We start from the raw sequence: 22,728 nt of genomic DNA on the forward strand, positions 1-22,728 counted from the left end.
AGTAGGAACGAGGGTAAGAAATGTATTTTTCAATTAGGGAAAAGCAGCTCTTAGAATTGCTTTTACTGAATAAAACAGGGATTTCGCTAGAAGTTTTGGCTAGAGAACTGGAAGTGAGCAGCCGAACCGTTTATCGCGAACTGGCCATAGCTGAAGATACGTTATCTCTTTATCAGGTTACACTGACTAAAAAGTTAGGTGCCGGCTTTTATTTAAGCGGTGAAAGAGAAGAATTAAACCGATTAAAAAAAGACTTATTGAACACGGACCTGATCTTTGATTCGAAAGACCGGCAGAGTTACCTGATCTGCCAGTTGCTGTTGACAAAAGATAACGTTAAATTAATAGGGTTAGCACAAGACTTTAATGTTAGTCTAGGAACGATTAATAATGATTTAACTAAAATAGCAGAAATTGTTGAAGAATTTCAAATGACTTTGCAGCGAGGGAAAGGCAAAGTTGTTTCCATCAAAAGTAATGAAGAATCGCTGCGACTGATCGTCAGCGGTATCATCACTAGTAAATTGAATGAATATGAATTTCTTAATCTTTTTCAAAAGGATTATAATGAAGAGTATTTTGAAAAAGTAAAGAAAACCAGAATGCCTTTTCTATCTTTTCTAACGTATCGTGACTTTAAAATAGCTGTGCAGGTCACATTTCGTATGAAGCAACATTTTTTTGAAGATATATCAAATAGCGGGTTGATGCAATTCATTGTCATTTTAACCTTGATGATCATGCGTTTATCGGAAGATAATCAGTTAAAAGACATCCACTTTGAAAAAAAAGAAAATTCTGATCTTACTAAAGACATAACGGATTATGTGATCAAAGAAATTTCTCAAGAAACAGCGTTGGAATTTTCAATATCAGAACGAACTTTTTTAAAAAAAGCTGTAAACGGTGTGCGTTTTTTTCAAAAACAAGATTTGTTTTCGACAGATTACAACGTGGAACTAACTTACCAAGTTAAGCACTTTATTCGTTTAGTTGCAACAGAAGTTCAGTGGGACTTTAACAAAGACTATACGCTGTTTTCAGGCCTATTGACACATATGGAATCTTTACTGAATCGAACATTTCCGCCGGTTCTTCAAGTAGAAGACAGTCTGTACGGAACTATTCGTGAACGGTATCCGGAAATTTATAAAGGCGTAGTACTAGGATTAAAAAGTGTTTTTCCAAATGATTATTTTTCAGAAAATGATTATATTTATCTGATCATTCATTTTGCTTCTTCCTGGGAAAATTCCAAAAAAGTATACGGCTTAAAAGCAATGGTCATTTGTTCCAGCGGAATCGGAACCTCAAGGATATTAGAAAACCGATTGCGCAAAAACTTTTCTGAATTGAAAGAAATAACCGTGGTTTCTCTTTCTGAAGTCAATGAACATAAACTAACAGACTTTGATTTTATCTTTTCAACCATTTTTTTGCCGCAATTTTCAGTCCGCTATCATCTGATCACGCCGATGCTTTTAAGCGAAGAAGTAGTGAAAATCAAAGGATTGATTGATGAATGCATCAATCAAAAGAAGCATTACACATTGACCAATTCGCTAAAAGAAATAAACGAACAGAGCAATGAAGCACTGCCTACAGAAAAAACGCTGAAGGAAATACATCATTTATCGAAAACAGCATTAGGCATTTTAAATTATTTTTCAGTTGAGTCAGTTGATGGGAACCAGTCTTTAGAAGAAACGCTATTATGGATTTGTTGTCGGCTTCAAGAAATTGGGATTTTAACAGAAGCTGGTGACGTGCAGCAAAAGTTGATCGAACGAGCAAACATTGCTCCAGTCGGAATACCGGGGTCTCAAATGGGCCTTTTCCATGTAAGAAATGCGAATGTTGCTTCCAGCTATTTTGGAATCTATCAATTAGAAAAAGAGGTTCCGATCGTAGGAATTGATAGGAAAGATATGATTTTGAAACGGTTATTGATAATGGTTGCGCCTTACCCATTAAATGTAGTTGAACGTGATTTGTTAGGCTTGGTCAGCAGTATGATCATAGAAAATGACAGCACTACGGCCTTATTCGACAAGGGAACGGAAGAAGCGGTTCGACAGAAGATGGAAAAAGAATTTAAAGCATATGTGTTAAGAAAGTCTCATTAAAGATAGAGGAGTGAACGAAATGGCAACATTAACAAAAGAGTTGATAGAATTAGGAGCAACAGCCGAAACTAAAGAAGAGGCTATTCGTTTAGTAGGTAATTTATTGGTTGAAAGCGGAGCAGTAAATGCAGAATATGTTGAAAGCATGCTGGAAAGAGAACAGACCGTATCTACTTATATGGGGAATTTTATCGCTATTCCTCATGGTACCGATGCTTCAAAAAAAGACATTTATGAAACAGCGATTTCGGTAGCGACTTTTCCAAAAGGAATTGATTTTAGTGAAACAAGCGATGAAAACAAAGTCTTTGTTTTATTTGGAATCGCTGGAAAAGGCGACGAGCACTTAGATTTGTTGTCATCCATTGCTATCTTTTGTTCAGAAATCGAAAATGTACAAAAATTGATTGAAGCCGCTACACCAGAAGAAGTTATTGAATTATTGAAAACGGCAAATGAATAAGAGTTAATGAGAAAACAAAAAGGAATCTATCACTATGATAGGTTCCTTTTTTTATGGCTATAAAAGCAATAGGTTTTAATGCAAATGGTCGGCACATTTGTTAAGATAGAAGGATGAAATCAGTTAGAAAAAACATTAAAAAGTAGTTTAAAGGTGTTGGATAGAAAAGGGGTTATTTTTGTAATGAGTGTCACGCTTATTTTATTAGTAGTAGGAATTGTTTTCCTCGGTGCATTGATGCGGGCAGTTTTTGGTTTTGGAGATTCCATTATTAGTATGCCTTTGCTGGCGTTGCTGCCAATCAGTTTGGCTACATCCATTTCATTAATTGGTTTAGGCGGATTTACTGTTGCTGTATTAACGGTTTTTTCAGGATGGAAAGATGTTGACCGGCCAGTCTTAGGCCGGCTTTCCATTTCTACGTTATTCGGTATACCTGTTGGTTTGCTGTTGGTCAAGTTTGCACCTAATGCAGTGATCACTTATGGGTTAGGAATTTTTCTGATTGTTTATGGCATCTACTCGTTGATCAAACCGAAATTGCTTCAATCAAAACCACGTTTATGGTTAAATAAACCTGCCTGGTCATTGCCATTTGGTTTTGCAGCTGGGATGTTCGGGAGTGCTTATAATATGAACGGCGTACCCATTGTTATTTATGGTACGATGCGCGATTGGAAACCAGCAGTTTTTAGAGGGACGCTGCAAGCCCATTTTCTGGTTTCGAGTTCGTTGATCATTATCGGTCAGTTTATGGGAGGATTTTGGTCTAAAGAGTTATTTGTTTTATATGTTTTTTCATTGCCGGCGATTGGTTTAGCCATCTTGCTGGGAACCTTTATCCATGGGCGGATCCCAAGTTATAAATTTGAGCGTTATGTCTTTATCGTTGTTATCCTATTAGGTATTATGTTATTGATCAATCCAGCTTAAACAGTATCTTTTGATCAAATGACAATAAGAAAAAAACCATCGCATTCAGTTTAATGAATGCGATGGTTTTTCAGTTCTCTTATAGACCACATTTTAATTGAGCGTTGCAATTGGTACAAGTGTTGCAGCCGCCTAAATCTTCAACCGTTCCTTGCCGGCAGATTGGGCAAGTATCGCCAACTTCATTGCCAAAAACAGCTTCTTGGGTAGGTGCAGCGACGTGTACTGTTTTTTCAGTTTGAACAGCATCTTCTTCCCAGTTGTTTTCTTCAGCTTTTAACGTTAATACTTGCGAGTCGCGACTGCCGTCCACATAAACTGTGCCGCCTTTAGCACCGCCTTTGTATAAACGTTCGTAAATACTTTGGACTTGTTCGACACTATAGCCGCGAGGTGCATTGACAGTTTTAGAAATCGAACTGTCTACCCACCGTTGGATAACACATTGTACGTCGACGTGTGCTTCAGGTGCCAAACTCATAGCTGAGACAAATTGACTCGGCAGGTTGTCTGGATCCGCTTCTGGATGACGGCTTAAGTAATCTTGAACAATAGCCGCTTTGACTTCAATAAACTTGCCTAAACGTCCACTTCTGAAATAACTGAAAGAGAAGTAAGGCTCCAAACCAGTTGACACTCCAACCATCGTACCAGTTGAACCTGTTGGAGCAACCGTCAGCAAGTGAGAGTTGCGAATACCATAGGTCAAAATATCTTGACGGATGTGTTCTGGCATTTGCTTCATGTATCCAGTATTGATGAAGTTTTTGCGCAATTGAGCTGTTTCTTCCTCTGTTTTACCAATCAAGAACGGAAAGCTGCCTTTTTCTTTAGCTAATTCAATGGATGTTTCATAAGCGGTGACAGCAATAGCTTCAAATACTTGATCGACCAACTCGTTCCCCTCAGGAGAACCGTATTCTTTACCAGCGTAGATGAGCAAATCAGCTAATCCCATAATGCCAAGGCCCACTCGGCGCTCGCCTAATGCTTGCTTTTCGTTGTCTTCTAAAAAGTAAGGTGTAGCATCAATAACGTTATCTTGCATCCGCACACCGGTTTTAACAGTTTGTTTTAGTTTAGCAAAGTCGATCGTTTCGCTATCTTTATTAACCATTTCAGCTAAATTGATAGCAGCTAAGTTACAAACGGAATAAGGAGCAAGGGGTTGTTCGCCACAAGGGTTTGTTGCGACCACTTTTTGTCCATAAGCAGCTGCATTCGTCATTTTATTGGCATTATCGATAAAGAAAATACCAGGTTCAGCAGAATAAGTTGCACAAATATTGATCAGTTTCCAGAGTTCCCGAGCTTTAATGGTTCGATAAGTCCGAACCGCATGTCCACTGGCTTCCCATTCGCGAACATCGCCAACTTCTGTCCAATGAGCGTCGTAATAAGCCATTTCAGCTTCATTGTAGGATTCAACAGCTGGGAAACGCAAAGCGTAATCTTCATCATTTTCAACAGCTTGCATAAAGTCATCCGTTAAACAAATCGAAATATTGGCACCAGTCAAGAAATCGGGGTGATGAACTCCATATGTTCCGCCGGTTCTCACTTTATCTTCAACTTCTTTTAAGGTAGCTTGGTCAAATCCGCCAGTACCCGGGATGTGTTTGTAATTTAAGATGTTTTGGTACATCGCTGCTTCACGTTCCGTGAAAGGCGTGAATTTTAATTTTTCAGAAGCCATTTTTTTAATTTGTGCATCTTCTGTATTTTCAATCAAATAGCGGAGGATCCGCGGGTTTTGCATTTTAGAAATAATGAATTCAATAATATCAGGATGCCAATCAGTCAACATGATCATTTGAGCACCACGTCGGCTGCCGCCTTGTTCAACTAAATGAGTTAATTGAGCAATGTCATCTAACCATGAAACCGACCCTGATGACTTGCCATTCACACCGCGAACCAATGCATTACGCGGACGTAAGGTAGAACCATTCGTGCCGACTCCGCCGCCGCGACTCATGATTTCCATAATTTTTTTACGGTGATCTGAAATTCCGCCGCGTGAATCAGGAACAAAAGGCATAACGTAACAATTGAAATAGGTTACTTCAGTATCCGAACCAGCACCGTATAAAACGCGTCCAGCAGGAATAAAGTTTAACTGCACTAATTCATTGTAAAAGAGTTGGTAAGACGCTTCACGCTGTTCAGCCGTTTTTTCGACTGCAGACAATCCTGTTGCATTGCGTTTCGCGATTTGCTCGTAATAGATTTCTAATGGTTTTTCGATAGCGTCTAAATTACATGTAACGATACCCGTTTCTTGTGCCGCCGAATCTTCAATAACGCCGCGGTATTCTTCTTCAACCAAAACTTGAGCGGTATGCTGCTCATGGTCGATGTGAGTCACGAAGCCAGTGCCGCGAGTTGGATAGCTGGGATCCGGTTTGACCGTTAAAATAACCAAGTCTCCCACGGATAGAGTCACTTTAGATGTATCTTTAAAAGCGTAGCGATCCAACATCACAAGACGCGAGACGCCTTTATGGGTCAGCTTCATTTCCGCTGTAATCGGATGAACTTGAGGAAAAGCCTGAATATCCTCATTCAATTTTTTTATATTTACTGTTGCATCGGTAGTTACGTTCATCACCATATCAATCACTCCTTGTATTAGTTAAGCTCTTAATAAGTATGTATAGTAAGGTTAATCACCTTTTTATACCATATAGTGTTGCTCTGTTTTTATTGTACACCATATATAGTGTTAAATCACTATTGAAGTTCTAAGGAAGTTATGTTTTATTTGTGAAATGTTGAGACATCAATCATTCCGGTCTTGAAGAAATTTTAATTGAGTTTGAATGCTTTTATTGTCAGCACTCCTTTGCTTGTTGGTTAACTTCACCTCACAGTAATCGTATTATTTTTGGCTTTAGTGTATTTTTTTCAGTTGGCCTGCTATTTGTGCAGAATTAATCCAATGCGTTAAAACACAACATATTGTGTCTTGTTTTAAATTATTCGGCATATGGTGTGATTTTTTATTGAAAAAACAAAAAAACAGTGTATCATAGCTAATGTATTAATATATATAATTGCGAATATCTATTAAAAGAGCAAACGATAAGCATGCGGGAGGTAGTATATCACTAGAGCTAAGCGTATAGGAGATAAAACAGGAAAAAGATTGGATAGTTCATTCACCTAGTGAGTAACGATCAAAGCTGCAAAAACTTAGGTTATAAAATAAAATCAACAAGAACAAGGAGAGGGGTAGATGGCGATTTTAGTAATAGGCGGAATGATTGGTGCGGGAAAAACAAGTGTAGCTAATCTTTTAGGAGGAGCTTTAGATAGTGAAGTGTTTTATGAAAATGTAGAGGATAACGAAATCTTGCCTTTGTTTTATACAGCAAGCGAGGAGGAACAAAGCTTAAAAAGGTATCCGTTTTTATTGCAACTGGAATTTTTAAATAGTCGTTTTAAAAGTATTAAAGAGGCGTTACATAATAAAAACAATGTTTTAGATCGTTCCATCTATGAAGACTGGTATTTTGCTAAAGTAAACGCAAATTTAGGGCGCATTTCAGACACCGAGTTTAATATATACGAGAAATTGCTCAATAATATGATGGAAGAATTACAAGAACTTCCTAAAAAGTCCCCGGATCTAATGGTCTATTTGCAAGGGTCTTTTGAAACGATTCTTTACCGTATCGGTTTGAGAGGCAGAGACTTTGAGCAAGACCAAAGTTTACTTGATTACTATAAAGCGCTTTGGGAAGGATATGACCATTGGGTTACGAAACACTACAATGCTTCTGATGTGCTGATCATTAACATTGACGATATTGATGTAGTCAATAACCCAGAGGATGCCTATGCTGTTGTAACAATGGTCAAAGATAAATTAGCAGAGATGGAGAATAGAATGAATGAATAAATTAGTAACAATTTTGGGCATTATAGTCATGCTGGGGATTTTATATCTCTTATCAGATAATAAAAAAGCAATCAATAAAAGAACCGTAGCTACTGCTTTGGGAGCGCAGTTAGTTTTGTCGCTATTCTTAATTAAAGTTCCTGTGGGCAGCTGGATCATTGAACAGTTAGCAGGAGCTGTAACTAAGTTGTTTAGTTTTGCTAACGAGGGGCTTGCTTTTGTTTTTGGGGATTTATTTGGAAAAGGGTATTTCTTTATTGATGTACTAGGCGTCATTATTTTCTTATCTGCCTTAACAGGTATTTTAGGCTATTTAGGTATAGTAGGTTGGGTAGTTAAAGTAATCGGAGGGGCTGTAGGCAAATTATTAGGCACCGAGAAAGCGGAGTCTTTTGTAGCTGTAGCTAATATGTTGTTAGGCCAGACAGAAGCACCTTTCTTAGTTGCTAAGTATCTGCCTAACATGACGAAGTCAGAATTGATGACCGTTTTGGTTTCAGGTATGGGATCCATGTCCGCTTCTATCTTAGTTGGGTATAGTTTGCTCGGTATTCCTATGAAATGGCTTTTGATTACAACGGCTTTGGTTCCTTTTGGGTCATTGCTCGTCGCTAAGATCTTAACGCCAGAGACAGAAATCAGTAAAGTATCAGACGTAACATTAGACCGCAAAGGCGCTAACACATCCGTTTTTTCCGCTATGGCTGAGGGAATCAACAACGGGTTGCAAATGGTTTTAGGTATCGGTGCTAGTTTGATTGCAGGTATTTCTATTGTAGCGCTGTTAAACAGTTTGTTAGGTTTAGTCGGTACTAGCTTTACAGGGGCTTTAGGCTATATCTTTATGCCTATCGGTTGGCTAATGGGCTTAGCTGGTTCCGAGGCCATGATAGCCGGGCAGCTTTTAGGGACAAAATTATCGATTAATGAATTCGTAGCTTATGCAGATCTAGCGCCTTTGATGACAGATTTATCTGAGAGAGCCATAGCGATGTTATCCGTTGCTGTGGGTAGCTTTGGAGCGTTCTCTAGTATAGCTATTTGTGTGACAGGTTTATCAGTATTTGCTCCAACTAGAAAAAATGATTTGTCTAAACTAGCTTTGCGAGGAATGTTAGGCGGCTTTATTGTTCCGATATTATCTGCAATGTTTATAGGGTTATTTTTATAAAAAAGTCATTTTGTTAAGTGCTATAAGTAAAAATAAGACCGCTGATCCTAACAAATCAGCAGGTCTTATTTTTTTCATTTTTAATTAAAAAAACATTCAGTTAGTGCTCTTTTTAAAACACTATTCAATTACTAGAACTGGTCCTTTTGAAGAAATACTGTGTATCGCTAAAAATAAAGCACTCAATGAAGCGTGGGAAGCTGTATTGAACTTATACAGTGAACAGTAGAAGAAAGACTAAAACAACCAGATAATCAATAAAACGGCAATGATGACTTGGAAAAGGCCGATCAATAGCCCGTAAAGCATAGTTTTTGGTCCTTCTTTAATAATATCCGAAAAATTTACACGTAAGCCAATTGCAGCTAAAGCAGCAATCTCAAATTGATTGCTGATGGTTTCTGCACCGTGAAGGGCTGATTGAGGCAGCTGAGTAAAACTTCTAAGGATAAATAAAAGAAAGAAACCAATAATAAACCAAGGAATGCCAATTGATTTTTCCGGATTTTTATCAGCAGCCGAGACAACAGTTGTTTTAGAAAACAACGGCTCTTCTTCATTTACATTTAATTTACCGTATATAAGTGCAACAGCTACAATAAGAAGAACTCTCATCAATTTGAATACAATGGCTAAATTAGTTACTTCTCCGCTGACTAATTTAGCAGATGCGATAACTTGACCGATTGATTGGACTGTTCCGCCGATTAGAGCTGAGGTTTGAACAGCTTCGTTATGGTAAAGAACAGAAGAAATAAGCGGCAATAAAATCATCAAGAATGTTCCTACAATGTTGACAGCCGTAATGGACATGCCTTTGTCTTTATCGTTTGCTTTAATGACAGGAGAAACTGTACCGATTGCAGAAGAACCGCAAACGGCGTTACCGGCCCCCATTAATAATGAAAATTTCTTGTTAAATTTCATAGCACGGCCAATCCAATAAGTTATAAAAATAGTAGCAATCATTTGAAGAAGAATGAAAATAAAACCGATAGAGCCAACTTGTTTGATGATTTGGAAATTAAGAATCAATCCATTTAAAACAATGGACAGTTCTAACAATGTCTTTTCAGAGAATTTGGTACCGCTGTTTAAAGAAGGTTTATTTAATAGTGTATTTCCTAGTAAAATTCCTATAAAAATAGCAATTAATGCCGAACCCATAGTAGGCAGAAAAACAGCTAGGTATTGACTAAATATAGAAACAATTATACTGATAAATAAACCAGGCAGAATAAGTTTTGATTTTTTCTTTAGTTGAGTTAGCATCTTGTCTCTCCTTTGTATAAACTCTTTTATAAGGGAAAGTTTACGCTTTAATTTGCATAAGTTAAAATAATCATTTATTATACATTTATAAATTAGATTTATAAATGAGGGAAAGCCATGTTGGACTATCGCTATCAAACATTTCTTACACTTGTGGAAGAAATGAATTACACTCGAACAGCAAAAAAGTTGCATATTACTCAGCCGGCTGTTACGCAGCACATTCAATACTTGCAGAATCAATTGGAAGTTGAGTTGGTTCATTATGAAGGCAGACAGTTGACGATAACTGAAAAAGGAAAGCAATTGCAAAAAGACCTTTTCTTGCTGCAAAAAGAAATACAGCAAATTCAAGAACAATTAAATCCAAAAGAAGAAAGACCTTTCTTTACATTTGGAGCGACACTAACGATCGGCGAATATATGATGCCAGATCTTATTGAATCTTATATGCAGACTTATCCTACGCACGAGCTTTCTATGGTTGCAGATAATACAAAATCATTGGTTGATTTGTTGAAACATGGAAAAATTGATTTCGCTTTTGTGGAAGGAGAATTTAACCAGCACTTTTTTGGGTTTCATAAAATTTCTACAGAACCGTTTATTGCAGTATGTTCAGAAAAAAGCTTTTTATGGAAAAAAGAACAGAACATTACTGATTTATTTTCATATCAATTGTTGACACGAGAACAAGGATCAGGCTCACGTCTAATTTTAGAGACAGCTTTAAAAAATCAAGGGATTCATTTAGATAGTTTTATAAAAACCATGACGATTGGAAGTATTGGTTCCATCAAGAAGTTAGTGGAAAAGAATCTCGGAATCACTTTTTTATATCGTAGAGCGGTTGAAGAAGAACTTAAAAATAACAAGTTAAAAGAAATTAAATTAAAGGATTTTACTATTGAACACCCTTTTCATTTAATTTATTTAAAGGAAACAAATTTAAAAGGAATGAAAGCAGCAAAAAATTTTATGAATTTTATAAAGTAAACTCAGATAAAAATCAACTGTTATTTCATAAACACATGAAATGGCTTAAACTCATATATCTATAAACAAAAGCAGCAGCTAATTTAATTGGCTGCTGCTTTTGTTTTAATCCTTAGATTAATTAGTTCATACGGATAAGTTGAACGTTGCATTTTAAAATGAAAAACTCAACTCATATTATATTCTGTAATAGTACCTTATTTCTATAGGAAAATAAAACACATGAATTTTTTTGGAGAAGTGCATTGAGATAAGCCACAAGCTTGGAGACGTCTGTTGGTTAGAAGTTATTTTCTATAGTTAGCAAAAGTGAAGGCTCTCTTATTTTCTACCTCTATTTTCTTTCATCAGAACAAGTAGCCTTGCTTAAAAAATACTTGTTCTGATGAAATATTCTGGCGGGTTCATTATTTAAAATTAAGTTATCTTCTTGAAAAACTGCCAAATAAATGCAAAATGACAATTCCATTTTTTTTGTCAGCTTACGAAAAAATTAGTTTATGTAAAATCATATGTTGTAACCAAACAGGTCCTCTAACGCTTTTGCTGTAGCGTTAGAGGACCTGTTTCAATTAATTTATCCTATCAAGGCTTAATCTTCAACACTTGCGCGACTTAAGTCAAACTCTACACCAACGGGGTGGAGAATGATTCCCTTAACAGCAGGATTACGAAGTTGTGTTTCTGCTTCTTGATACAATGGAATGAAGGCAAAGTCATCGGTCAAGACTTTATGTGCTTGTTGAAGATCGTTCCAACGTTTTTCGTCATCATTGGCATTCGTTGTTTTTGCTAAATCAATAAGAGCGTCAAAATCGGTATTTGTGTAGCCGCCTTCGTTGTATGAAGAACCGCTGTATAGAAGGTCCATGAAGTTGATGGCATCAGCGAAGTCAGCTCCCCAACCAGTTTGAAGAATATCGAAGTCGCGAGAATCAGCTAGAGCAAGACGGTTTTTCTTAGGAACGTTACGCAAATCAAGGGTGATACCTGGTAAGTTGTTTTGAACTTGACCTTGAACATATTGGCTGATTTTTTTGTTTTTCTCATCATCATCACCAACTAGAGATAACGTAAGGGTATCAACGCCTAGTTCAGTTTTTGCTTCTTCCCATAGCTCTTGAGCACGTTGGATGTCGTAAGATAGGAACGTTCCTGCTTCTTCAGCGAAATCAGTACCGGTAGCTGGATTAGTTACAAAGTCAGCTGGTAAAAATCCGCCGATTTCAGTAGAACCGTCACCTAAAACGGTGTTTACTAAATCATTTGCGTTGATAACTAGACCTAATGCTTCTCTTAATTTAGCATTTTTCAGGTATTCATTATCCCAGTTAAATTCCAAATAGGCTGTTCGAGCTTTCTTTTGAACGACAACATTTTCATCACCAGTATACTGTTTTACCATTTCTCCAGTTAGATGAGCATTATCAACTTGGCCACCTTCAAATAAGTTAACAGCGGTACTTGTTTCTTTTATGACTTGAACATTGATAGTGTCTAAAGCAACGTCATCAGCTGCATAGTAATCCTCGTTCTTTACTAAGTCCCAAGTTAATCCAGTTCCATCCCAATTTTCCAATACAAATGGACCATTAGCGATGATTGCATCACTAGATGTGCCGTATTGTTCTCCTTGTTCTTCAACAAAGGCTTGATTTTGGGGAAAGAAAGCCGTGAAGGATAACAAGAATTCAAAATAAGGCGTTGGTTGCGTTAAGTTAAAAGTAATTTCATAGTCGCCATCAGCAGTAACTCCCAACTCATTTGCATCTTTTTCTCCAGACATAATTTCGTTGGCATTTATAATGGTTTCAGCTAAATAACTATACGATGCACCAGTGTCAGGATTTACTAATTTTTGTATGCCATACACGAAATCATGGGCAGTAACAGGATCCCCATTAGACCATACAGCATCTTCACGAAGTTTATATGTATAAGTCAGTCCGTCTTCCGAGATAACTCCTTCTTCAGCTGCAATTGCCGGTACGGGGTCTCCCTCTTCGTCGATCCTCAATAACCCTTCGATAACATGGCCTAAATAGTTTGCACTATTGTTATCGGTAATTAAAGTAGTATCCATGGTAGCTAATTCTGTGGGTGCAGTATAATGAACAACCTGCCCCTCGGGATTTACGCTTGTGCTGCTTGCGGATTCAGTACTCGTTGAACTTGAAGAGTCTCCATTTCCGCTACATGCTGTTAATAAAAGTGCAGCCCCAATTGAAGCCGCTAATTTGTAAGACAATTTCATTATTATTACTCCTTTATCTACTTAGTTTAATACAGCTGTGTTTGTCATGAAATTCTCCCATCAAACAATAGATTGTGAGATGGGAAAGGATCCTTAAACAACTAGTTTGAGGACTCATTAGTACAAAGAATTGTCTATCCGGTTAGATTGCAACCGATTGAGTCAAAGATTCCACAGCTTTCATTGCCTGTAACACATCTTCTTTTGTAACTCCCGGTACCGCCAAATTAAAGGTTTCAGCATCAGATGCAGCGAATGCAGCTACTTTTTCAGCTTTTTTCAATACTTCTTCAGTTACGCCAAAATCAGAAAAACGATGAGGGAATTGGTTTTCCACAAAGAAAGGCAGTAATTTTCGGACTTCTGCTTGGTCACCGGAAGCCCAAAGCTGAACAAGAACCCCATAAGCTACTTTTACACCATGTTCAAAAGCATGGGTTTCGTGAACGAGCGACATTCCGTTATGAATGGCATGTGCTCCAGCCATTCGACCATATTCACCGGCAAATCCGCCAACTGTTCCAGCAATCGCCACAACTGCTTCTGCAACGCGCTGGAATGCAGGTGTTAATTCACCGCGTTCCAAACTTTCTAATGCTTCTTTGCTGTCTTTTAGAAGCAGCTCTTGAGTAACTTTTGCAGTTTTCAATCCGACTTGTACCATAGCAGGCAATTCAGTAGCTACATGTCGAGTGATGCCTTCTGCTTCATACCATTTAGCCAACGTATCTCCGATGCCGCCCATAAAATATTTTTTAGGAGATTCTACCAATAAATCTAAATCCATTAAACACAACAGAGCAGCTTTTTCGTAATAATCAACGACTTTAAATGAGTGATCAGGATGATAAACGGCGGAAAGTGGAGTATAGGCAGCACAGGTTCCTAATACAGTAGGAATGGTGACATACTCAACTTGTAATAAATCCGCTGTTCCTTTTGCAGTATCCAAAGCACGTCCACCGCCGATTCCGACTATACAATCGGTACCTTCTATAAGTTTGGAGAGGCGAGCCATATCTTCATGGGAAGCAGTGCCATCATACTGATAAACAGGTAATTCTAAAGAACCTTTATAATATTTTTGGAAAGCTTTATATGACAACTCGCCAGTGATGATAACGGGAGTGGCAAAAGAGGATAACTTTTCATCTAAATAGTTTAGTGCTCCTGGTTCACACAAAAACTGACCGGGACCTGGACGAACAACTTGACTTAAACGCATAATAAATACCTTCTTTCTGTTATTTAAGAGATTATCTTGCTAAAGAGACTGCAGTAGGAAATTCATAAGAATAGTTCCAATTTGTGCTGGTGAAATTTGTATCTACAGTTCAGTTTCATTAAATATTTAATAAAACTAATGTCACTTTCCATATCACCACATCCTTTCGAGAAAATAAAAAGACCACCTATTCAATAAATGAATGGGTGATCTAAATCCCATTCAACCAAACAAGCGTGAATAGGACTTAAACTACTGTAAAAAACCTACAGTGCTTAAATCCTGGTTCTAATAATAATAGCTGTTTGGTTGAGTAAATATGTCATGGGATCTTTCCTCTCATAAGTTAATAATGATAGCATAACGCTTTATGGTTAAAAACTCAACCCTTTTTATCATCGTATTGTAATCTTAAGTTAATGAAGCGGCTTGAATTAAACACTGTAAACCAACATATCCTATTAATTCTAAATTATTTTAGGCATAATGGAATGACAAACAAAAAAGGAGTTTAACTATGAAGCTAACTAACGCATCACTGATTATCGCAATAATCTTCGGAGTAGGTCTGATGTTAATGAAAGTTCCTTATCCTTCTTTATTCCTGTATTTTATTCCGGCAATTATTATTGTAAATGTTATTAGGATATGGGAAAAAAACAAACTGAAAAAAGACTGATTATTCTAAAAATCCGATATAGCAATTTTATCGTACTCTATTAGGAAGTTTCTAATATCTAATGCTTTAATTCTTATTTATGCAATTCAACTGTAACTTATCGTTTAATCAACGGGTTCGATTGTTATGTTATTTTAATCAGTTAAACTATACTTGTAGTGAAGCGAAAAAAGGGACGGTGTCTATTATGAAGATTAAAGGAACAGCAATCAACATGTTGAAAAGCTATATTGAATTAGTCATAATTACTTTAGTTATTCACTTTATAAGCAACCTCAGTTTCAAAGGTTTTTTCCCTATTCCCCTATGGCTAATACCAGTATCTATTTTTATGGTAGGAACGGGTCTTGATAAAAAAATTGAAAAGATTTCTCCCAAAAAGGTATTTAAGTGAAATTAACAAGAACACTACGGGCTAATGAAAGCGTTGTTTTAATTAGCGGTAGCTATTGCAGCATTCATTATTCAAATCGAAAGTTGTTTAGCTGGTTTTCTAAGGATCGTTAGAGTTAACATTAAGTGGGATTGTAAAAGGCAATGGAAGAATAAAATAATTTTCGTTTTATCAAAATTAGGAGGGAAATAAATGGACTATATAAAATTTGGAAATACTGGAATGGATGTTTCACCGATTTGTCTTGGGTGCATGAGTTTTGGCGACCCTGATACATGGCTGCATAAGTGGGCTTTAAAAGAAGAAGAAAGCCTTCAGATTATTAAAAAAGCCATTGAATTAGGCATTAACTTTTTTGATACCGCTAACGTTTATTCTTTAGGAAAAAGCGAAGAAATTCTTGGGAAAGCTATAAAAAAATATGCTAACCGGGAAGATGTGGTCATTGCCACGAAAGTCCATGGGAAAATGAACGACAGACCGAATGGATCAGGCTTATCAAGAAAAGCGATCATGTCTGAAATAGACAATAGTTTAAACCGTTTGGATATGGATTATGTAGATTTATACATCATCCACCGTTGGGATTACGACACACCTATTGAAGAAACTATGGAAGCTTTACACGATGTCGTTAAATCGGGTAAAGCAAGATATATTGGTGCTTCTTCGATGGCTGCTTGGCAATTTCAAAAAGCTAATAATGTTGCCAAACAGAACGGTTGGACACCTTTTGTCTCAATGCAAAATCATTATAATTTGATGTATCGAGAAGAAGAAAGAGAAATGCTGCCTTTCTGCGAAGACCAAAAAATCGCAGTAACGCCTTATAGCCCACTTGCATCAGGTCGGCTGACAAGGGATTGGACTGAAGTAACTAAAAGATCCGAAACCGATTTTATCGCTGAATCCAAATATGGTTCCACAGAAGCTGTAGACAAAGTCATTGCAGACAGAGTAGCAGAACTTGCAACGCATAAACAAGTAGAACGCGTCCATATTGCTTTGGCGTGGCTGCTGCAAAAAGAAGCTGTTACAGCTCCTGTTATTGGAGCAACTAAAATGGCTCATTTAGAAGATGCGGTAACTGCTTTAAGCGTGAAATTATCTAATGAGGAAGTAGCTTACCTTGAAGAACCTTATACTCCACATACTATTGTTGGGTATAGTTAAGAAAAATAGGATTTCAAAAGGGGAGTGAGACAAAAAGCGTTTAGACCCGAATCACTGGAACGAATAAGCGCAGTATGGTCACAGACCATCGAGCATTATTCGTGAAGTGGACGTCGGGTCTGCTTTTTGGAACACGTTCTAGAATAAATATTCGGATATGCAAAAGAGGTTGGGACTTTTGTCCCAACCTCTTTCACTGTGTTTATTCTTGAAAAGTCCGAATATACACCGGATTTTTACATGGCCAGAGAAACAGAAGCTGAAAACACTTTTGCAACCAACAGTTGCGGGATTTCCAGCTATGGATGGTGGGATGCAACCAAGCATCATGGTAAACTTAAGATAGAAAACAGGAGGTGCTTCTTTACCTGACGTAGAAAACATCATAGAAATAAGCCGTTTTTTTGATACTTCGATAGATTATCTGCTGAGAGATGATTTTCAAGAAGGCAATGAAAAAATTGAAAACAAGTCGAAAAAAAGTACTGCTGTTTTATCTAGTACGGTATTGTTAATGATGTCGACTGCATTTATGATCGTAGGTTTGCTCATTTCGTTCAGCACATGGTACGATCATCAGACCTCCGAAGCAATCGTAAGCGGTATGATCATACAAATCGTTGGTGCAATTCTTTATGGTATTGGAAAAATGTTGTCTAAATCAACTACCATTTTGGTTAGTCCTCTGTTGAATGTTCTGTTAATTACACTCATACCAGCTTCAGTCTTATCAAATCTGCTAGTTGGACAATCACTTGCACCATACCCAACAGAGAAAAACGCGGTATTAGTTTTTACCATCCTGATCCTCGCAGTTTTAGGAGTAAGTTATGGAGTTATTCGAAGACGCAATATAAATAAGAAACAGTTCAAATGTTAGAAAATAAGGAAATCTAATTTTAAAAAAATAAAAATAAACCGCCAATCCTCTGCTTTGTGGAGAGGGAGACGGTTTATTTTTGGTTTTCTCGAGTCATTTCTGAAATAGGATTAAAGGTCGTTTAGATAACCCAAAGCATATTTGACATGTAATTCAGTAGCAACCGCTAAGCCACGCTCGTCAATATCGAAGTTTTCGTGATGGTGGCCGAACCATGTGTCTGGGTCTTCAGGGTTTTTCGTGCCGACACGAGCGTAGACTCCTTCAGCAACCGCTAAAAAGTCAGCAAAATCATCGGCTCCTAAACTTTTTTCGTTGTCTTTGATGACATTTTCTTCACCCACTATTTCAGCACCAATGCGAGCTGCACGGTTTGTTGCGGTTGGATGATTGATCAGCGGAGCAGCAGCATCGTAGTTTTTAAATTCAATCGTTGTACGATGTGCTTTTGCAACATCCTGTGCAATACGTTCCACGGCTTCTAAAACGAATTTGCGTGTTTCATGGCTAAAAGTACGAACCGTTCCTTCTAATGTGGCTTCGTTTGCGATGATGTTATACCGCGTTCCAGCTTTTAAGACACCAACAGCTACAACGACGTTATCTAATGGGCTAACTTCACGACTGACGATGCTTTGCAGTTCGACGGTGATTGCTGCAGCCGTCAGTAAAGCGTCGCGTCCCAAATCAGGACGAGCGGCATGTCCGCTTTCACCGCGAACAGTGATTGAAAAGATGTCGCAAGAAGCGTTGGTCGGACCAGCTGTTGCTACGATCTTGCCGGTTTCAACGGACGAATCTAAATGAAGGCCAAAAACTTGATCGACTCCTTCAACGAAACCACCCTCTACAAATTGACGTGCACCGGCTCCGATTTCTTCGGCTTGTTGAAAAGCTAGTTTGATTGTTCCGTAAAAATCAGCTTCGTGTTGTTTCAAGATTTTGGCTGCGCCTAATAAAGCGGAGGTATGTCCGTCATGTCCGCAAGCATGATGCAATCCTGGTTGCGTGGATTTATACGATTTATCTTTGGCATCTTCTAATTCTAATGCATCGATATCCGCTCGCAGCAACAGTGTTTTTCCCGGACCTTTTCCGCCGACGATCGTTCCAATAGCACCCGTTTCGCCAACTGCTTCATAAGGAATCGCTAACTTGTCGAGTTCTGCTTTGATGCGTTTGATCGTTTCATATTCTTTTAAACTCGGTTCAGGGTGTTGGTGAAAGTAGCGACGTAAGGCAATCACGTCTTCGGCTCCTTGTTGGACTTCTTCTTTAATGGTCGAACTGGTCAATGTAGTGGTCATGAAAATCATCCTTTCAAATTGTAGTAGTGGGGAACAAGTACGTCATGAATAGTGGAAATAGAATTAATTTTCATCCCAAGCAGGAACAGAAGAACCTTTGGACGTTTCTGCAATGACTTCTTTGGTGTCTTCTGCTTGATAAGCTTTGACAACTTTTTGATAGATATCATTTTCTGCATCTTCAGAATTGGCGACAATAATATTGATATAAGGATCAGATTTCTCATCTACTGGTTCTAAGAAAACTGCATCTTCAGTTGGGATAAAGCCAGCATCAACGGCCATCCCGCTGTTAATAACAGAAATGGCAACATCGGGCAGAGAACGAGCGGTTTGGGCAGCATCTAATTCTTTGATTTCTAAATCTAATGGATTTTCTGTAATATCGTTGACAGTTGGCGTTGTTCCGGCAGCAGGGTCGACGGTCAGTAAGCCAGCAGTTTGCAGAAGCAGTAGTGCCCGTCCGCCATTGGTTACATCATTAGGAATTGCGACCACATCTTTTTCTTTGACTTCATCAATTGAAGTTAAGTCGTTGGAATAAAGGCCTAAGGGAGCAATATAGGTTTTCCCAATAGTGACTAAGTCATTGCCGCTTTCAGCATTGTAAGTATCCAGAAAAATTTGATGTTGAAAAGAATTCAAATCGATTTCACCCTCGGCGAGAGCAGTATTGGGTTGTGTATAATCCGTTAGTTTAACGAGTTCTAGTGTGATGTTTTCTTTTGCCAACTTATCGGCAACGAATTCCCATACATCTTGTTCTTCACCGACCACACCTAATTTAACGACAGGTGTTTCATCTGCAGCAGAACGGCCGCACGCTGCTAAGAAGAGGGATAAAACAAGTAAAGCAGATAAATAATATTTTTTAGTGATTTTCATAGTAGAATTCAAGCTCCTTTAGCGTTAGTTTAACTGTAAATGATTATTTCCAAACAGGAATCGATGATCCTTTAGATGTTTTTTCAATAACTTCTTTCGTACCATCTGTTTGATAAGCCGCAACAATTTTATTGTATAACTCATTGTCTTTGTCTTCTCCGCGAACAACGATAGCATTCACATATGGATCAGAAGATTCTGTTACCGGTTCAAGGAAAATAGCATCTTCAGTTGGGATAAATCCAGCATCGACGGCCATGCCGCTATTGATCACTGAAGCCGCAACATCTTCTAACGCCCGAGCTGTTTGCGAAGAATCTAACGGTTGGAGGGTCAGGTTCAATGGATTAGAAGTCACATCTTCAACAACGGGGACCTGGCCTTTAGCTGGGTCCACTTCAATCAAACCTGCTGTTTGCAATAACAATAAAGCACGTCCTTCGTTAGAAACGTCATTTGGAATGGCGATAGTGTCATTTTCTTTGATTTCACTAATATCTTTTAAATCTGATGAATAAATTCCCAATGGGGCAATAACCGTATCGCCGATGGGTGTCAAATCTTCGCCGTGATCTTCATTAAAAGCTTCCATGAAAATTTTGGTTTGGAAAGAATTTAAATCTAATTCGCCTTCTGCCAGAGCAGTGTTTGGAGTAGCGTAGTCAGAAAATTTGACCAATTCAAGATTGATGCCATCTGCTGCAAGTTGTTCTTTAACATATTCCCAAGGTTCATTCACTTCGCCAACCACTCCTAATTTAACGGTAGTCGTTTCTTCTCCGGTTGCTTTATTGCCGTTGCCGCAAGCAGCAGTCAACAGGACTCCTGCTGTCAAAATAGTTCCAATAGCTAATTTTTTAAGTTTTTTCATTTTTGATTTCCCCTTTTTTCTGTTTTTTTTAGTTTTTGTAAACTGGATCAATGTGTGGTTCTTTTAACCAATTGGTTTCCGATAAATTGGCTGATGAAAACAATCAGTAAAATAATTAACGTAGCGACCAAAGTAACGTCACCTTGGAATCGGTTATAACCGCGAGCAATGGCTAAGTTGCCAAGACCGCCGCCGCCAATCGCACCTGCCATAGCAGTCAGCCCGACTAAGTTGATAATGGTTAAAGAAGAAACGCGAATAATGGCGGTCAAGCCTTCTTTTAAGTAAACACGGAAAATGATTTCTAACGGACTAGAGCCCATTGATTGAGCAGCTTCAATGACGCCGGGGTCAACTTCTAGTAGAGCAATTTGAATTTGTCTGGCATAGAAAGGCACTGTTCCAATCACTAACGGCACGATAGCGGCGGTTGTTCCGATAGAAGTGTGGACCAGAAACCGCGTTAATGGAACGACCAAAGCCATCAGGATAATAAAGGGCAGTGAGCGGAAGACATTGACAAATTTATCTAGAATATTGTAAAGCGGTGCGTTTTCTAGGATACCGTTGTTATCCGTAACCACGAGAATCACACCTAAAATGATGCCTAAAACACCTGCGATCAGGCCAGTCACGCCCACCATGTAAAGCGTTTGAAGAGTGCTGGCAATGATTTCATCTTTTAAAGGAATAACATTTTCAAAGTAAGTTGTTAAGAAATTCGTCATAATTTTTCCTCCTTATTAAATAGCTTTGGTTTCTTTTTTAAATTGAATGACTTTTTGCTGGTGATTGATCAAGTTGACTTTTACCTGATTTGATTGCAGATAAGCAATAGCTTTGCTGCGCTGGCTGGATTCTCCAGAAAAGACAACGATTAAATTTCCGACAGGCGTTTCTTGTAAAAATTCAACATTTCCAAACAAAATATTGGTGGTCACTCCAAAGCGAGTCGATAAAGCCGCAATCAACGGTTCACTGGTACTTGCACCGACATAGGAAATATTGGCTAAGACATCATCCGATTGCAAGTTCAATAAGGTCGGGTGTTTAAGCAGATTTGCTAATGCACGATCCGTGTGAGTAGCGGTACTGATAAATTCTTTAGTGAGTTGTTCTGTTGGTTCAGTGAAGATGGAAACAATGTCGCCAGCTTCAACGACATGTCCATTTTCCATGACTGCGACTCGATGGCAAATCTCTTTTACAACTTGCATTTCATGAGTGATAATGACAATGGTTAAAGCAAGTTTTTGGTTTAATTCTTTTAACAATTCTAAAATAGAAAGGGTCGTTTTAGGATCTAATGCGCTGGTAGCTTCATCACATAACAAAACTTCAGGGTCGTTGGCCAGTGAACGAGCAATCGCAACACGCTGCTTTTGACCGCCGGAAAGTTGAGAAGGGTAAGCACTGCTTTTATCGGATAAACCGACCAAGTCCAGTAATTCAGCGACACGTGCTTTGATCTCAGGTTTGGTCAATCCTGATTTCCTTAATGGATAAGCGACGTTTTCTGCAATGGTCCGTGAAGCCATCAAGTTAAAGTGCTGAAAAATCATGCCGATTTTTTTGCGTGCAGCCCGTAATTCTTTTGGTTTTAACTGGATCAGATTTTGATCGGCTACGATAACTGAACCTGCTGTGGGGCGTTGTAGTAAATTGATCGTTCTTACCAAGGTACTTTTTCCAGCACCGCTGTAGCCCACAATACCGAATACTTCACCTTTTGGGATGGTGAGGGTAACGTCGTTCACTGCATGGATATCTTGTTCTTTGCTGTTAAATGTGACGCTGACATTTTTTAATGAAATCATTTTATAGCCTCCTAATAGTTGTTGTAGAAATAAAAAAGCGCTCATCCAATAATCTACTTTGCAATAGATTAAAGGACGAACGCTTGAACATTCGTGTTACCACCTTTGTTTAAGTTATTTTCGCAAATAACTCCTTATAAAGTACAAGAACAGATTGTTCTGATACTCGAGCACGTTAATGGGTGCACCCATGATAGCCTGATGTCTGGTCTTATCTGACACTTGGTATCCCGCTCGGAGGCCATTTTCGTTCTACTTTTGCAAACCTGTTTTCAGCTGCCAGGCTCTCTGTTGTTGCAATCGATAGAAGTACTTTTCTCGTCACTGCGTTTAAGACTATTAAAATAAAAAATCGTCCTTAAAAAGAAACAGAAAAAC

General features: G+C 38.2%; 18 protein-coding genes. 9 read left to right on the forward strand and 9 right to left on the reverse strand.

Features of this window, described 5'->3' with window-relative positions; genetic code table 11:
• Window positions 1-20 precede the first annotated feature (20 nt).
• The 3 genes from NY10_RS09635 (at window position 21) to NY10_RS09645 (ending at window position 3,522) form a co-directional block, all read left to right on the forward strand.
• Window positions 21-2,126, forward strand: a complete 2,106-nt coding sequence (locus NY10_RS09635; RefSeq protein ID WP_058919754.1) for a BglG family transcription antiterminator — start codon at window positions 21-23, stop codon at window positions 2,124-2,126.
• A 19-nt stretch (window positions 2,127-2,145) separates the two neighbouring features.
• Entirely contained in the window at window positions 2,146-2,589 is a 444-nt protein-coding gene (locus NY10_RS09640; RefSeq protein WP_058919755.1) for a PTS mannitol transporter subunit IIA, read from the forward strand.
• 153 nt (window positions 2,590-2,742) lie between these two features.
• Complete coding sequence (locus NY10_RS09645) at window positions 2,743-3,522, forward strand: sulfite exporter TauE/SafE family protein (protein WP_231726729.1); 780 nt, start codon at window positions 2,743-2,745, stop codon at window positions 3,520-3,522.
• A 79-nt stretch (window positions 3,523-3,601) separates the two neighbouring features.
• On the opposite strand, the gene NY10_RS09650 is transcribed toward NY10_RS09645, so the two are convergent.
• On the reverse strand, window positions 3,602-6,136 hold the full coding sequence (locus tag NY10_RS09650; RefSeq protein WP_058919757.1) for a vitamin B12-dependent ribonucleotide reductase: 2,535 nt from the start codon (window positions 6,134-6,136) through the stop codon (window positions 3,602-3,604).
• Window positions 6,137-6,760: 624 nt separating this feature from the next.
• Between NY10_RS09650 and NY10_RS09655 the strand changes: the two genes are divergently transcribed.
• A complete protein-coding gene (locus NY10_RS09655; RefSeq protein WP_058919758.1) occupies window positions 6,761-7,426 on the forward strand; it encodes a deoxynucleoside kinase in 666 nt (221 codons plus the stop codon).
• Complete coding sequence (locus tag NY10_RS09660) at window positions 7,419-8,597, forward strand: NupC/NupG family nucleoside CNT transporter (protein WP_058919759.1); 1,179 nt, start codon at window positions 7,419-7,421, stop codon at window positions 8,595-8,597. Before NY10_RS09655 ends, NY10_RS09660 begins: the two co-directional genes overlap by 8 nt.
• Before the next feature lie 237 nt (window positions 8,598-8,834).
• Here the strand turns inward: NY10_RS09660 and NY10_RS09665 are convergent, their stop codons facing one another.
• Window positions 8,835-9,869 carry a YeiH family protein gene (locus tag NY10_RS09665; RefSeq protein ID WP_058919760.1) on the reverse strand — a complete coding sequence of 345 codons (1,035 nt, stop codon included), beginning with the start codon at window positions 9,867-9,869 and terminating at the stop codon, window positions 8,835-8,837.
• 117 nt (window positions 9,870-9,986) lie between these two features.
• Here NY10_RS09665 and NY10_RS09670 point away from each other — a divergent pair, with 117 nt between their 5' ends.
• Entirely contained in the window at window positions 9,987-10,865 is an 879-nt protein-coding gene (locus NY10_RS09670; RefSeq protein ID WP_082664230.1) for a LysR family transcriptional regulator, read from the forward strand.
• Between the two features lie 592 nt (window positions 10,866-11,457).
• On the opposite strand, the gene NY10_RS09675 is transcribed toward NY10_RS09670, so the two are convergent.
• Complete coding sequence (locus NY10_RS09675; RefSeq protein WP_058919761.1) at window positions 11,458-13,119, reverse strand: peptide ABC transporter substrate-binding protein; 1,662 nt, start codon at window positions 13,117-13,119, stop codon at window positions 11,458-11,460.
• 142 nt (window positions 13,120-13,261) lie between these two features.
• Window positions 13,262-14,344 (reverse strand): iron-containing alcohol dehydrogenase family protein, encoded by a 1,083-nt coding sequence (locus tag NY10_RS09680; protein ID WP_058919762.1) that lies wholly within the window; start codon window positions 14,342-14,344, stop codon window positions 13,262-13,264.
• Between the two features lie 866 nt (window positions 14,345-15,210).
• Here NY10_RS09680 and NY10_RS09685 point away from each other — a divergent pair.
• The 3 genes from NY10_RS09685 to NY10_RS09695 all read left to right on the forward strand — a co-directional run bounded on the left by NY10_RS09685 (window position 15,211) and on the right by NY10_RS09695 (window position 17,470).
• A complete protein-coding gene (locus NY10_RS09685) occupies window positions 15,211-15,417 on the forward strand; it encodes a hypothetical protein (RefSeq protein ID WP_058919763.1) in 207 nt (68 codons plus the stop codon).
• 192 nt (window positions 15,418-15,609) lie between these two features.
• Window positions 15,610-16,590 carry an aldo/keto reductase gene (locus NY10_RS09690; protein WP_058919764.1) on the forward strand — a complete coding sequence of 327 codons (981 nt, stop codon included), beginning with the start codon at window positions 15,610-15,612 and terminating at the stop codon, window positions 16,588-16,590.
• 514 nt (window positions 16,591-17,104) lie between these two features.
• Window positions 17,105-17,470 carry a hypothetical protein gene (locus NY10_RS09695; RefSeq protein ID WP_156413291.1) on the forward strand — a complete coding sequence of 122 codons (366 nt, stop codon included), beginning with the start codon at window positions 17,105-17,107 and terminating at the stop codon, window positions 17,468-17,470.
• 110 nt (window positions 17,471-17,580) lie between these two features.
• Here NY10_RS09695 and NY10_RS09700 read toward each other — a convergent pair whose 3' ends face one another.
• From NY10_RS09700 to NY10_RS09720, 5 genes are all read right to left on the reverse strand, one after another.
• Entirely contained in the window at window positions 17,581-18,777 is a 1,197-nt protein-coding gene (locus NY10_RS09700; RefSeq protein WP_058919766.1) for an amidohydrolase, read from the reverse strand.
• A gap of 63 nt (window positions 18,778-18,840) precedes the next feature.
• A complete protein-coding gene (locus NY10_RS09705) occupies window positions 18,841-19,662 on the reverse strand; it encodes a MetQ/NlpA family ABC transporter substrate-binding protein (RefSeq protein WP_058919767.1) in 822 nt (273 codons plus the stop codon).
• Between the two features lie 43 nt (window positions 19,663-19,705).
• Entirely contained in the window at window positions 19,706-20,533 is an 828-nt protein-coding gene (locus tag NY10_RS09710) for a MetQ/NlpA family ABC transporter substrate-binding protein (protein ID WP_058919768.1), read from the reverse strand.
• A 47-nt stretch (window positions 20,534-20,580) separates the two neighbouring features.
• Window positions 20,581-21,261: a methionine ABC transporter permease gene (locus NY10_RS09715; RefSeq protein WP_058919769.1), complete on the reverse strand. Its 681-nt coding sequence runs from the start codon at window positions 21,259-21,261 to the stop codon at window positions 20,581-20,583.
• A gap of 15 nt (window positions 21,262-21,276) precedes the next feature.
• Complete coding sequence (locus NY10_RS09720) at window positions 21,277-22,350, reverse strand: methionine ABC transporter ATP-binding protein (RefSeq protein ID WP_058919770.1); 1,074 nt, start codon at window positions 22,348-22,350, stop codon at window positions 21,277-21,279.
• Window positions 22,351-22,728 lie beyond the last annotated feature (378 nt).

This window comes from Carnobacterium sp. CP1, assembly GCF_001483965.1.
GTDB classification, from domain to species: Bacteria; Bacillota; Bacilli; order Lactobacillales; family Carnobacteriaceae; genus Carnobacterium_A; species Carnobacterium_A antarcticum.